The organism is Thalassospira sp. HF15 (assembly GCF_011806525.1).
Taxonomy (GTDB): Bacteria; Pseudomonadota; Alphaproteobacteria; order Rhodospirillales; family Thalassospiraceae; genus Thalassospira.
In genome coordinates this window covers 221,774-235,749 of record NZ_JAAVKI010000008.1, presented here as the reverse complement: position 1 = coordinate 235,749, position 13,976 = coordinate 221,774, and the positions used below count along the sequence as shown (strand labels likewise).

The following is a 13,976-nucleotide window of genomic DNA, read 5'->3' as shown; positions in this document are numbered from 1 at the left end:
GCCCGAAAAAGACAAAACCCCGGTTAACCAACCGGGGTTTTGTATGTGAGATGTCAGGTGACCTTAGTCAACAACATCGACTTTTTTGCCGTTGAGCAAAAGATCACCGCCTTTCGCCGAGACCGGGACCTTATCCCCATCGGCAATCCCGCCTTCGAGGATCTGCATCGCCAGCGGGTTCTGCAGATAACGCTGGATCACGCGTTTAAGCGGGCGCGCGCCATAGACCGGATCATAACCCTTCTCGGCCAACCACTCCTTGGCGGCATCATCCAGGGTAAGCTCGATCTTGCGATCAACAAGAAGCTTCTCAAGACGGCCAAGCTGGATATCTACGATCTTGCTCATCTGATCGCGATGCAAACGATGGAACAGGATGGTTTCATCCAGACGGTTGAGGAATTCCGGACGGAACGATGCCCGAACGATTTCCATGACCTGCGCACGGACTTCCCCGCTGTCATGACCCGGTTCCTGATTGGCAAGGATTTCCCCACCCAGGTTCGAGGTCAGAATGATCAGCGTGTTGCGGAAATCCACAACCCGGCCTTGGCCATCGGTCAGACGCCCTTCATCAAGAACCTGCAGCAGGACGTTGAACACATCTGGATGTGCTTTCTCGACCTCGTCAAACAGGACAACCTGATACGGACGACGACGCACCGCCTCAGTCAGTGAACCACCTTCTTCATAGCCGACATAGCCCGGAGGCGCACCGATCAGGCGGGCCACCGCATGCTTTTCCATGAATTCGGACATATCAATCCGGACCATGGCCTGTTCATCATCGAACAGGAACTGCGCAAGTGCTTTGGTCAGCTCGGTTTTACCGACACCGGTCGGACCAAGGAACAGGAACGAACCGATCGGTCGGTTTGGATCCTGCAGCCCGGCACGCGCACGGCGTACAGCGTTGGAGATCGAGCGCACCGCATCGTCCTGACCAACAACCCGTTTGCGCAGCGTGTCTTCCATTTCAAGAAGCTTTTCACGCTCACCCTCGAGCATCTTGTCGACCGGAATACCGGTCCAGCGCGAGACCACGGATGCAATGTGCTTTTCGGTGACCGCTTCTTCCTTGATGCCGCGCGACGGATCGTTTTCCGCCTTTTCAAGCAACGTCATCAGAGCCGGGATTTCTTCGTATTGAAGCTGCCCGGCACGATCAAGCTTGCCATCACGCATCGCGCGTTCCAGTTCGCCACGGGCCTGATCAAGCTGTTCCTTGATGTGGGTCGAGGCTGCAAGTTCCTTCTTCTGGGCTTCCCATTTCGCGGTCAGCTCAGCTGATTTTCCTTCCAGCTCGGCCAGCTCCTTGTCCAGACGGCCAAGACGATCCTTGGATGCGCTATCCTGCTCTTTCTTGAGCGCTTCACGCTCGATCTTGAGCTGGATGATACGACGATCAAGTTCGTCAATTTCCTCTGGCTTGGAATCAAGCTCCATACGCAAGCGCGATGATGCCTCATCCATCAAGTCAATTGCCTTATCGGGCAGGAACCGATCCGTTATGTAACGGTTCGAAAGTGTGGCGGCTGCCACCAACGCGGCATCGGCAATACGCACCCCGTGATGAAGCTCGTATTTGTCCTTGATCCCGCGCAGGATCGACACCGTGTCGGTCACTGACGGCTCGTTGACAAAGACCGGCTGGAAACGACGGGCAAGTGCCGCATCCTTTTCAATATGCTGTCGGTATTCATCAAGGGTCGTCGCACCAACGCAGTGCAACTCACCGCGTGCCAAGGCAGGTTTAAGCAGGTTCGATGCATCCATCGATCCCTCGGCCTTGCCCGCACCGACAAGCGTGTGCAACTCATCAATGAACAGCACAACATTGCCGGCCTCGGACTCGATCTCGCTCAGAACGGCTTTGAGGCGTTCTTCGAATTCACCACGGAATTTCGCACCAGCAATCAGGGCACCAAGATCAAGCGACAGAAGTTTCTTGTCTTTGAGCGTTTCAGGCACGTCACCCTTGACGATACGCAGCGCCAAGCCTTCGGCGATTGCGGTTTTACCCACACCGGGTTCACCAATCATCACCGGATTGTTCTTGGTCCGGCGCGACAGAACTTGCACGGCACGACGGATTTCCTCGTCACGACCAATGACCGGATCAAGTTTGCCTTCGCGCGCGGCCTCAGTCAGGTCACGGGCATATTTCTTAAGCGCGTCATACTGGTTCTCGGCACCGGCACTATCGGCCGTACGGCCCTTGCGGATGTCATTGATCGCACCATTAAGGCCCTGTGCCGTTACACCGGCATCGGCCAATACCTTGCCCGCGGCTGACTTTGGATCAAGTGCGATCGTCAGAAGCAACCGCTCAGCCGTGACAAAGCTGTCGCCAGCCTTTTTGGCGATTTCCTGTGCCTGGTCGATCAGGCGGGCAAATTCAGATGAAAGATAAATCTGACCATTGCCGCCCGATACCTTGGGCAGCTTTGCGAGTTCTTGCTCACACCGATCAAGGGCAACCTTGGGCTTGCCGCCGGATGCCTTGATCAGATTGGCTGCCAGACCTTCTTCGTCGTCAAGCAGCACTTTAAGAAGATGGATCGGAACAAATTGCTGATGATTTTCACGCAGCGCAAGCGACTGAGCCGACTGCAGAAATCCTTTTGACCGGTCCGTAAAGTTTTCGAATTCCATTCCTGTCACTCCTTGAGCCAACAGTATTCAAACGATGTGGACCTTCTTGGAAGCGTCCACGGCATTGGTGTCATTACCGAATTTAAAAATTATAGATTATTTCGACAGCGACAACATTGATATGTCTCAGTCTAGCCTGTTTGCAACCATATACCCCTACAAAAGTTGCAAGAATTAATTGTGCACCGCAGCACGACTTTCTGGCATTATTCCAGATAACAGGCGACCGTCCTGAATTTCGCGTATTGCCATTGGGCCTGCTTGGGGGTTGCCCTTGGCAAAACAACGTTCTAACGTCGCCCGAATATGCATGCCACTCGTCCCGCATATCCTGGCATGTCAAAGCGCCAAACAGGAACTCAGATCATGACGATCGAACTCAAAGCCATCAAAAGATACCCGGTCAAGGGAATGCGCGGTGTTGATCTTTCAGAAGCAAAGATCAACGCGCACCACATGATCACTGATGATCGCCGCTTTGTCATTGCCACCCAGTCTTCGGTCGGGCAGGAAGGCGTGCATGAATGGGCTCGTAAAAGCAACTTTCTGCAGTTGGTCAACACACCCAAGCTGGCAGAAATCGGTACGGATTACGATGATGCCACCAGCACCCTGACCATCCTTAGAAATGGTCGCGCAATCTGCAAAGGCAAGCTTGATGACAGCATGGGCAGAACCGTGGTCGAGGATTTCCTCAAGGCATTTCTGAAAAACGAGATCGCTGGTACGCCAAAAATCTATTCCGTACCTGATACCAATTTCGGCGACATGAAAGAACCGTTCATATCGCTGCTTAATCTGGCATCGATCCGTGATTTCAGTACCCGCATCGTCCAAAGCGAAATCGACCCGATGCGCTTTCGTGGCAATCTTCTGATTGACGGGCTGGAACCCTGGAAAGAGCTGGAATGGAACGAAGACAAGATCATCAAGATCAATGATATCTCGTTCCGCGTTGTGCACCCGATCACCCGCTGCAAGGCCACCAGTGTTAATCCTGATACCGCCGTTGCCGACATCAACGTTCCGCTGATGCTGCGCAAGGGGGTCAATCACCTTTACATGGGTGTTTACCTTGAGGCGCTTGAAGACGGCACGATCACACCGGGCGATAAACTGACGATCGCCTAAGAGCGGTCAGTCATTGCCAGAGCTGAATGTCGGGGCGTGAACTGCCATGCCCTTGAACATTTCGTCATGATACCAATCAAGGCGATGTGCGCGAATGGGCGGGCATCCTTTCCGGAACAGGATTTGCTCTTCCTTGGGAAAACGGGCCACCTCGGCTGATCTAAGGATCGGCTGATTGTCCTGTGAGCGCAGATGCACCGGTCGGCTGGTATCTTTGCCGCCGCCGGTATCATCAAATTTCGACATTGCCGTCAGACCTGAAACCCAATCAAGGTTAAAGGCTCCTTCCTGGCTTAAAACCGAAATGGCATCGACACGGCCCACCACATTTTCCCAGTTCAGACAAACATCCATCAGGCCACTGACCCCTGTGAAGCCGGGCCAGACGATCATCCCATCACCATAACCACCGCCCAACAGGCGCTCGAACAACGGCATGCGACCGACACTTTCAATTCCATCCAGAAGCACAAGAAATTCAGGATCACCGGATTTCCATCCACGCTGATTGATCAGGTTCATCATGCCCGACAGCATCACACGGCTAAAGGATGGCTGAACTTCCGGGTTGTCACCGCCAAGTTGACCGATCACGAAGATCGAAACCGGGCCACTTGTAATGTCGTCGAGCGTAAAGCTGCTTTTACTGACCAGTCGTGAGATCTGCGGATTATCGAAATCCTCGGTTGCAGCCCGGCAGGCCTCGATGATTTTCATGCGCTGATCTTCGGTCATATCGAGGATATTCAGCGCAACCTCGGAGATGCGGCCATCAGCGGACTCAATGCTCATCAGTTCTTCAAGGATCTTGTAGAAACGATGTGATGGCATGATCAGGTTGCGACGCACTTCCCCAAGATTGCGGTCTTCCTTGGCACTTCTCTGGATCGTAAAAACAATAAAGCCCTGAAGAAGGGTTCTTGCCGTGCGGACTTCCTGTTCATCAAGTTCGTTGACGAACATCGGCGCGAGAAGCGTGTCGGCAATAAAGCCAGTATCGGTAATCAGGCCTTCGCCTTGCTGGCGAATGAAATCGAACGGATTGAACTGCTCGGTTTCCACACCGGTCTGCTTGTGTGGGTCAATCACAATCAGTTTTTGACCAAGTTTGGTCCGACGGTCATGAATGGCGCGAAAAACGCTGCCATAACGCTCGTAAACACACAGGTTTCCGGTATGCAAAAGGGCGTTCGGCTCTGCCGATGCACGGTAATATTCCTCCGGCTTGGTCGCAAAGGTCAGAACACGCTTCAGGCCATTGGCACCAATCAAACGCTTGTCATCACCCCAGCGCCCCAGAACAAATGCCGGATTGTTTTCCAGCAGTTTTCGCGCATTAAGATCTTCCACAGTCGCCCATTCGTTGTCGGCTTTCATCCGGGAACCTTTGGCCCCGAGTTTGGGTTTCTTTGATTTCGCAGATGATGCCGGCTTCATGCGGTTCAGGAGGATGACAACCAGCGGAATGAACATCGGGACGATGAAACAGACAGCCCCTAACAAAGCCAGTTCATAGTCACCATTAAACAGCCCAAGGGCGATAACCATACCGCCAAGCGCCCATAGCAGAACCATGACGACCCGAAATAAGCCAGTCCCCATCTAATACTCCCCGAGAATGCGCTTGTACTGTGAAATGACGTCGGCTGGTTTATACCGATCTTTGGTTTCACAGTTTTATGTGTATTTTGTCCCAGAACCCACACAACCCATAATCAAAGATTGCACGGAATAATCAATTATACGCTTATACAATTTCGCATCGATTAAAGCACTGCGTCTTTGGGGGAATGACCCAGTTTTCAAAACTGTTCAAAACGACAACACCCCCACAGGCGGTCCGCCTGCGGGGGTGTTTGTCATGCTGAAAGACCATTTCTGATCGGATCAGGCCGAAACCGGTTCGGACCCTTCGTCAGAAGTAGCACCTTCTTCGTCATCACGCCCGGCTGCACGGCTGCGACCACGACGTGCCGTCGGATGGCGACCGCGAGTGCGCGCAGAACCGCTTGCCGCGCGGCGCGTTTTCTTTTCGCCATCTTCGCCCTGATCGCCGCTATCGGCATTTGCCGACGCGTCATCGCCAGATGCGTCTGCCGTTGCAGCTTCATCCGGGGCGGCATCATCGGATTTCCGAGGACGCCCACGACCCGTTCCCCGTGCATCCGAACGACGGGCACGCGGAGCGCGTTTTGGCTTGCCACCATCATCTTCTGACGTTTCAGCAGCATTTTTGTCTGCTTCTACCGGGGTGTTGTCATCAGCATTGTTTGACGCATTTTCTGCGTTTTCGCTGGTGTCACCCTGCTGGTCGTCGTTCTGATTTGACTGGGCGTCGTTGCGGTCATCACGACCACGGTTGTTACGCTGGCGATTGTTATCGCCGCGTTCTTCCCGACGCTGATTTTCCCATTCCTGGGCGGCCTGAAGGATGCGCTGATAATGCTCTGCGTGCTGATAATAGTTTTCAGCCAGCACAGGATCATCGGTGCAGTCTTTTGCCAGAGAAACGTATTTCTCATAGACCTGCTGGGCATTGCCGCGTACGCGGCCGTCCGGCCCATTGCTGTCAAAATTCTGGAATTTTGGATTTACTGGACGTTTATTAGACTGTTGCCGTCCGCGCGGACGTTTATTGTTATTTCTCATATCAACATGACTTTGGTGTTGAAGGACAATCCGGCGGCATCATCGGCCCCGGAACCACTCCGTCTGAAAAACATATTTCCCGCTAAACAGCGCCCATCACGGCATTAATACAAACCTGCCGGGAACCTTGAAAGGAACGGAGATTGCTGACTGTTTACAGGGGAACACGGCGCTTTCATAAGCGCGTCGGGCACCCGGCCCGTTCAATTCAACCTATATGGCTTGGCGCCTTATTCCAACTGTTTTTTTCACTCCCGGATGCTTTTTTTACATCACAGGCACGGATTTATCAGATTATGCACCGCCCGACCGAACAACGGGTTTTCTTTGCTGCGACGCAACGGACAATTCCATTCAGATCTTCCCGGTATTCAACCCCGACAAAACCGGCCTCGATCAGCAACTGGCCAACATCGTTTTCCTGACCGCGACCGATCTCGTAAATGACAAACCCGCCGGGCTTTGCCAGATCAAATGCAATTTTTGACAAGGCGCGGTATGCGGCCAGTCCATCGCCTTCATCGGTTAAGGCAAGACGGGGATCAAATTTCTGCACCTCTGGCGATAGCGTATTCATCTCGTCTGCGGTGATGTAGGGCGGGTTGGACATGACAAGATCAAACCCCTCAGCCCGATCTGCATCACCAAGTGCGCTATCCCAATCAGAAACACGAAATTCGACTTGATCTTCAAGCTCAAGCAAACGTGCGTTTTCCCTTGCGCAGGCCACGGCCCCTTCGCTTAGATCAAGTCCTATTCCAGTCGACCCGGGCAAATCACCAATCGCGGACAACAACAGGCAACCCGTGCCGGTACCGAAATCAACAATCCTTGGGGCGTCAGCATCCTCAAGAAAATCAATCGCCCATTCGACCAGTGTTTCGCTGTCCGGGCGCGGCTCCAACGTTTCGGGCGACAGCTTGAAAGTATGGCGCCAAAAATCACGCTCGCCCAGAATACGACCGATTGGCTCATGCCCGATGCGGCGCGCGATCATATCGCGGAACATCTCTGCCTTGTCTGTGGCAACACCATCTTCGGGCCACGCACTGATCCGACCGCCATCAACACCCGCAGCACGTGCCAGCAGAATGCGCGCATCCATCCGCGCGTTTTCAATACCCGCGTCCGTCAAGGCCGAAACGGCCTCGGCCATCAGGGCGCCAAGGGTTGATGACGTGTCAGAAGACATAATCAGCTTTCAATCTCGGCAAGCTTTTGCGCCTGCTCCTCGGCGATCAGCGCATCGATCATTTCATCAACCGCAGGACCACCGGCGATGAAATCATCCAGGCGATAAAGTGTCAGGTTAATGCGATGATCCGACACTCGCCCTTGCGGGAAGTTATAAGTGCGAATGCGCTCGGAACGATCCCCCGACCCGACCTGTGATTTACGGTCCGCCGCGCGTTCGCTGTCCTTGCTTTCGCGTTCCTGATCATAAAGACGCGACATCAGCATTTTCATCGCTTTTTCTTTGTTCTTGTGCTGCGACTTCGCTTCCTGGCTGGCCGCGACCACACCGGTTGGAATATGGGTAATACGCACGGCACTGTCGGTGGTGTTGACGTGCTGACCACCCGCCCCCTGGGAGCGATAGGTATCAATACGCAGATCCTTGGGATCGATCTTGATATCGACATCTTCGGCTTCCGGCAGCACGGCCACGGTTGCGGCGGATGTATGAATACGACCACCACCCTCCGTCACCGGCACACGTTGAACGCGATGCACGCCACTTTCAAATTTCAGGCGGGCAAACACGTCCGTTCCAGAAACGTTGACAATCACTTCCTTGAAACCGCCAAGGTCGTTTTCGCTGGCATCCATCTGTTCAAACTTCCAGCCACGGCCTTCGGCATAGCGCTGATACATACGATAAAGATCGGCAGCAAACAGGGCGGCTTCTTCGCCACCGGTGCCGGCGCGAATTTCAAGGATGGCGTTTTTGGTATCTGCACTGTCTTTGGGGATCAGCATCAGTTTCATCTGACGCTCTGCCTCGGGCAGCTTTTCCTGAATGTCGTATTTTTCAGCTTCGGCCATTTCGCGCATATCGCGATCACCATCCGCGTCCGCCAGAATTTCCTCGGCTTCCTTCAGGTCGTTCAAAAGCTTCTTATAGGCTTCAATCGCCTCGACCACCGGGGCCAGTTCGGCATGTTCGCGCGACAGCTTGGAAAAGCCTTCGCCGTCAAGCTCCCCGCTTGAAAGAAGCGCGTTGAGTTCGTCGAACCGGCGTGTAACGCCTTCGAGTTTCCCAAGGTCCAAACTCACTCTTTATTCTCCTGTTCAGGGTCGCTGGGCGCGTTATCGGTCCCATGCGGCTTGTCTTCAAGTTCAAACAGACGCGCCAACAGTTTCTGGGCCTTAACCCATTCCACGGTGCCTGCACCGTCTGTTGTCGTCGCCAAATCTTTCAATGCCTGTGTTGGCGCATGCAAAAGGCGATTGATCAAAAGCCGGGTCGCCTTTTCGGCATCACCCTGACTTTCACTGAGCGCATCAGCCCGCACAGCTTCGAACCGTTTACGCAGATCGGCAATCGCCGGAACAGCGGCGCGCTGTGCGCGATCACGGACAAAGTTGTCAAGCTCTGCCTCGATCAGCGCCCAGGCCTGATCGGCTTTTTCTTCGCGACCACCGCGCCCTTCTGCTGCAATCTTTTCCAGATCTTCGATCCGGTAAAAGAACACCTCGTCAATCTCGTCGACTTGCGGGTCAATGTCACCGGGTACTGCGGTATCAATCATCAGGACCGGGCGGAACCGACGGCGTTTGACCGCCGCCAAGGCACGATCCTTGTCGATCATGTAACGCCGCGATCCGCCAGCCGTCAGAACCAAATCTGCCTCGGCCATAAGGCGGTCAAGATCATCGATCTCAGACCAGTGACAATCCAGTCGCCTTGCAACCAGACGGGCACGCGCGGTCAGCCTGTCTGTTACCAGAATGCGGCCAATGCCACGTTCCGCAAGCGATGCAGCGATCAATTCGCCCATGTCGCCTGCGCCTGCGACAAGCAGCGTACAGTCGCCAAGATCACCATGCAGATCACGCGCAACCGATTGCGCCGCGGCGGCAATAGATACGGCCCCCTGACCGATCCCGGTCTGATTGCGGACCTTTTTGGCAATGCCATAGGCGGTCTGATAGACCAGTTCCAACTCACGCCCGACAAGGTTATGCCGTCTGGCAATGCGATGGGCGTCCTTGACCTGGCCAAAGACCTCCGGCTCGCCAATCACCAGACTATCGAGCGACGCCGAGACGGCAAACATATGGCGCAACGCATCCCGGCCAGACCGGATGTAAAGTTCGCTCGCGAGCTGGTCACGATCCAGATCGGCCCAAAGCGACATCAGATCAATCAGGCGTTCGCGCCCACGTTCAGCCTCTGACGCCAGCAGATGAATTTCGGTGCGATTGCAGGTCGAAACAACAACCGCCTGCCCGAGACGGGCTTGCTCGATTACAGCAAGAAATTGCGGCAACCGGGCTTCGTCGATGAACAGACGGTCACGGGTATCCTCGCTGGAGCGCCTATGATTGGTGCCGATCACCATCAGGCGATCCAGCGGCCAATCCCCGGCATCCTCATGCGAAATCCCGTCTGTCACACCATTCTCACTTCTTGCCGATCACATCAGCCAGTTGGTCGAGTGCCACTTCCTGTTGCTCGCCACTATCAAGGTCACGCAACTGGGCAACACCATTGGCCAGTTCATCATCGCCAAGGATCACCGCCAGTTTGGCGTTTGCCTTGTCGGCACGCTTCAGGCGCTTTTTCATATTACCTGAATAACCAAGCTCAACCGAGACGCCTGCTTCGCGCAGGGTCTGCGCAAGGGCACGACATTTGGCTTCGGCAGCATCGCCCATCGGAACAAGCGCCACCGGGCGCGCACCAGCCGGTGCTGCGCCAACCATCAGGGCCAGGCGTTCAACACCAGCTGCCCAGCCCACGCCGGCCGTCTGCGGACCACCCATGGTCGAAATCAGCCCGTCATATCGACCACCGGCCATAACCGTGCCCTGGGCACCAAGGGTGTTGGTGGTGAACTCGAAACAGGTGTGGCAGTAATAATCCAGACCACGCACCAGACGCGGGTTCAGTTCATAGCTGATGCCGATATCACCAAGCCCCTCTGTCAGGCCCTTGAAGAATTCCTTGGAATGTTCGTTGAGGTATTCGGCAAATAGTGGTGCATTGGCCACCAGTTCGCGGTCACCTTCATCCTTGGAATCAAGGATCCGCAGCGGGTTCTTTTCAAGCCGAGCCCGGCTGTCTTCGGACAGTTTGTCAAAGTGGCCCTTGAAGTAATCGACCAGCACATCGCGATATGCCGCACGACTTTCAGGATCACCAAGGGTGTTGAGTTCCAGCGTGATGCTGTCCCAAAGACCAAGCGCCTTGAGGATATGCGCGCCATAACCGATCATCTCGATATCGCCAGCAACCTGTTCGACGCCCAGCAGTTCCGCACCGATCTGGTGGAACTGACGCTGACGGCCTTTTTGCGGGCGTTCATAGCGGAACATCGGGCCATAATAGCTGACCTTGACCGGGGACATCTGCTGCATGCCATTGGAAATATAGGCACGCGCGATACCGGCCGTTCCTTCGGGACGCAGCGTGATCTGTTCGCCACCGCGATCTTCAAAGGTGTACATCTCCTTAGTCACGACATCGGATGTGTCGCCAAGGGTGCGGGCGAAGACCTCGGTAAATTCGAAGATCGGCGTGGTCATCCGATGGTAGCCATACAACTCGCCGATTTCGCGTGCGGTATTCGCGATGTAATCCTGCAGACGGTTCTGTTCCGGCAGAAGGTCGTGCGTGCCACGGACGGGTTGAAGCGATGCCACTTTGGGTCTCCGATCTAACTTGAATTCCAGATATTTGCGCGAAACATCAATGGGCGCAAACACATGCGAACATGAAAATAGCTTTCCGCCGGTGTGGCGGAAAGCCAAAATTAGTCAATACTGCCTAGCTATTCCGCCGCGGTTTTCTTGGCGGCTTCTTCGGCTTCGATCTTGGCCGCACGTTCTTCGACCAACTCAACGATATGGTCGACCATTTTTTCCGTGCTGACATTGTGATCCGGACGCCCGGAAATATACATCTTGTGGTTCCCACCACCGCCACCGGTCAGGCCGATATCGGTTTCACGCGCTTCGCCCGGACCATTAACGATACAGCCAATAATCGACAGCGAAATCGGGGTTGAAATATGCGCCAGACGTTCTTCAAGGGCGGCAACGGTTTCAACCACGTTAAAGCCCTGACGTGCACAGGACGGGCAGGAAATGATCTGAACACCACGGGTGCGAAGTCCAAGTGACTTCAGAATATCAAACCCGACATGGATTTCCTCGACCGGATCAGCCGACAGTGACACACGCAGGGTATCCCCAATCCCGGCCCACAGCAGGTTGCCCATGCCGATGGATGATTTCACCGTACCACCACGCAGGCCACCGGCCTCGGTAATGCCAAGATGCAGCGGATAGTCACAGGCCTCGGCAAGGCCGTAATAGGCCGCAACAGCAAGGAAGACATCGGACGCCTTGACCGAAATCTTGAATTCACGGAAATCCTGATCTTCAAGAACCTTGGCATGGTTCAGCGCGCTTTCGACCATCGCTTCCGGGCAGGGTTCGCCGTAGCGTTCGAGAAGTTCCTTTTCAAGCGACCCGGCATTCACGCCAATTCGCATCGAACATCCATGATCCTTGGCCGCCTTGACCACTTCACGCACGCGGTCGGTCGACCCGATATTGCCCGGGTTGATGCGCAGGCACGCAGCCCCCGCCTCGGCAGCCTCGATCGCGCGTTTGTAATGGAAATGGATGTCGGCAACGATCGGAACATGCACCTGCTTGATGATGTCTTTAAGCGCTGCCGTTGATTCCTGATCCGGACAGGACACACGAACGATATCCGCACCCGCCTCTTCCAGCCGATGGATCTGCGCAACTGTCGCGTTCACATCGGTGGTCAGGGTGTTGGTCATCGACTGCACCGAGATCGGTGCATCCCCGCCGACTTCCACGTCACCGACACGGATTTTGCGGCTTTGGCGGCGTTCAATATCGCGATATGGGCGGACGCTCATTTCCGGTTCCAAAATGTTTTAGATGTCTTGGGGGAGTATATAGCTTATCAAACGCGGATTAGAAACCGTTCGCTAACAGATTTTCCGCCAGATTTCGCATAGCTGTCACGAAAAAAGGCGACCCGTCTGGATCGCCTTTTGCAATTTGTCTGTTTTGATCGCCGCCTAGCCTGCGCCAAACCTATTGAACGGTTGGTTCCCCGGTCTGGGCAAGATCGCCGACATCAAGCGAGAAATCCGAAATCACTGCGCCATACTCGCCGACCGGCTGGGCTTCTGCACCATCGATGCTGTAGGTCAGCGCACCGGCATTACCGACTTCTAGTTTCAAACCGTCACGATTCGGAACCTTGTAGGTATCACCGGCCGTCAACATCCGGGTCAGAAGGACATTACCGTCTTCTTCGCGGATGCGGACCCAGCTGGTTTCCACCGCAGAGATGGTTACACGGCTATCAACATTGACCGCGCCAAAGACACGAGCACCACCGGCGTCATCTACGTCCGGTGCAGCCGGAACCGATGCAACTTCCGCAGCGGGGGCAGTTGGTGTTTCGGCGACCTGCTCTTCAACAGGTGCTTCTGCCACTTCGGCGACAACCGGTGCTTCTTGTGCCGGCTGTTCGGTGGCAGTCACCACTTCTTCAGCAACCGGCGTAGCTTCCGGAGTTGCTTCTGCAACGTCCTCGGCAAGGGCAGGTGCTTCGACCGATTCTGCCGGTGCTTCCGCGACTTCCGTCGCCGCTTCAGGTACAGCCTCTTCAACCGGGGCTTCGGAAATCGTTGTTTCCTCAACCGCCGCCTCTGGCGTAACCGCGCCTACGCTTTCCGGTGCGCTGGCAACTGATGCGACGGGCTCGGAAATAACTGCTGCCGGTGTTTCCACCTCAGCCTCAGCAGCCTGTGCGTCAGCCGCGTTCTCAAGCGTGCGCGGTTCAGCTTCTTCGGTTGCCGTGGTCGAATAGCTTGCAAGCCGTTCTGGCAACGGATCGACCAGGTCAGCAATGGTTTTGCCCTGGCTCGACAGATAGTACCAACCGCCATAGGCGCCCAGTCCCAACATGACTGCAATCAGAAGAACCGCACCACCCGGCACCCGGCTTTCCTGAACCGGTTTCGGGAAGGACAATTCACTACGCACTGCAGGTGCGTTGCTTTCTTCACGGAAGCGGCGCGCAATTTCCGCACCATCCAATCCGAGATGTTCAGCATATGCTTTTACGAAGCCAAGCCCATAGGGACCGTTCGGCAGAACCGAATAGTCGCTGCTTTCGATGGCTTCGATGTAAATTTTGCGAATACGAAGCATGCGGCAAACGTCTTCGACTGTTTGCCCCAAACCATTACGGGTCGCCTTAAGCAAGCTCCCGACTTCGGTGTCGCCACCGATCTGGTTATTCTCTGCGTCCATCACAACAT

At 54.9% G+C, this 13,976-nt stretch carries 10 protein-coding genes; 1 reads left to right on the top strand and 9 read right to left on the bottom strand.

The window, feature by feature from the left end; genetic code table 11:
- Positions 1-63 precede the first annotated feature (63 nt).
- On the bottom strand, positions 64-2,655 hold the full coding sequence (gene clpB, locus HED22_RS17945; protein ID WP_167724820.1) for an ATP-dependent chaperone ClpB: 2,592 nt from the start codon (positions 2,653-2,655) through the stop codon (positions 64-66).
- Between the two features lie 366 nt (positions 2,656-3,021).
- Here clpB and HED22_RS17940 point away from each other — a divergent pair, with 366 nt between their 5' ends.
- Entirely contained in the window at positions 3,022-3,786 is a 765-nt protein-coding gene (locus HED22_RS17940) for an MOSC domain-containing protein (protein WP_167724818.1), read from the top strand.
- Positions 3,787-3,792: 6 nt separating this feature from the next.
- Here the strand turns inward: HED22_RS17940 and HED22_RS17935 are convergent, their stop codons facing one another.
- The 8 genes from HED22_RS17935 to HED22_RS17900 all read right to left on the bottom strand — a co-directional run bounded on the left by HED22_RS17935 (position 3,793) and on the right by HED22_RS17900 (position 13,968).
- On the bottom strand, positions 3,793-5,388 hold the full coding sequence (locus HED22_RS17935; RefSeq protein WP_167724816.1) for a type IV secretory system conjugative DNA transfer family protein: 1,596 nt from the start codon (positions 5,386-5,388) through the stop codon (positions 3,793-3,795).
- 285 nt (positions 5,389-5,673) lie between these two features.
- On the bottom strand, positions 5,674-6,435 hold the full coding sequence (locus HED22_RS17930; RefSeq protein WP_167724815.1) for a DUF4167 domain-containing protein: 762 nt from the start codon (positions 6,433-6,435) through the stop codon (positions 5,674-5,676).
- 289 nt (positions 6,436-6,724) lie between these two features.
- Positions 6,725-7,627, bottom strand: coding sequence for a peptide chain release factor N(5)-glutamine methyltransferase (prmC, locus tag HED22_RS17925; protein ID WP_167724813.1), 903 nt, complete (start codon positions 7,625-7,627; stop codon positions 6,725-6,727).
- A gap of 2 nt (positions 7,628-7,629) precedes the next feature.
- Positions 7,630-8,712: a peptide chain release factor 1 gene (gene prfA, locus HED22_RS17920; protein ID WP_167724811.1), complete on the bottom strand. Its 1,083-nt coding sequence runs from the start codon at positions 8,710-8,712 to the stop codon at positions 7,630-7,632.
- The gene (gene hemA / locus HED22_RS17915; protein WP_167724809.1) at positions 8,709-10,055 is read right to left on the bottom strand and encodes a glutamyl-tRNA reductase; all 1,347 of its coding nucleotides are present in this window, start codon (positions 10,053-10,055) and stop codon (positions 8,709-8,711) included. Before hemA ends, prfA begins: the two co-directional genes overlap by 4 nt.
- Positions 10,056-10,062: 7 nt before the next feature.
- Entirely contained in the window at positions 10,063-11,304 is a 1,242-nt protein-coding gene (gene hisS, locus HED22_RS17910) for a histidine--tRNA ligase (protein ID WP_167724807.1), read from the bottom strand.
- 128 nt (positions 11,305-11,432) lie between these two features.
- Positions 11,433-12,557 (bottom strand): flavodoxin-dependent (E)-4-hydroxy-3-methylbut-2-enyl-diphosphate synthase, encoded by a 1,125-nt coding sequence (gene ispG, locus HED22_RS17905; RefSeq protein ID WP_167724805.1) that lies wholly within the window; start codon positions 12,555-12,557, stop codon positions 11,433-11,435.
- A 181-nt stretch (positions 12,558-12,738) separates the two neighbouring features.
- Positions 12,739-13,968 carry a helix-turn-helix domain-containing protein gene (locus HED22_RS17900; protein WP_254870266.1) on the bottom strand — a complete coding sequence of 410 codons (1,230 nt, stop codon included), beginning with the start codon at positions 13,966-13,968 and terminating at the stop codon, positions 12,739-12,741.
- Positions 13,969-13,976 lie beyond the last annotated feature (8 nt).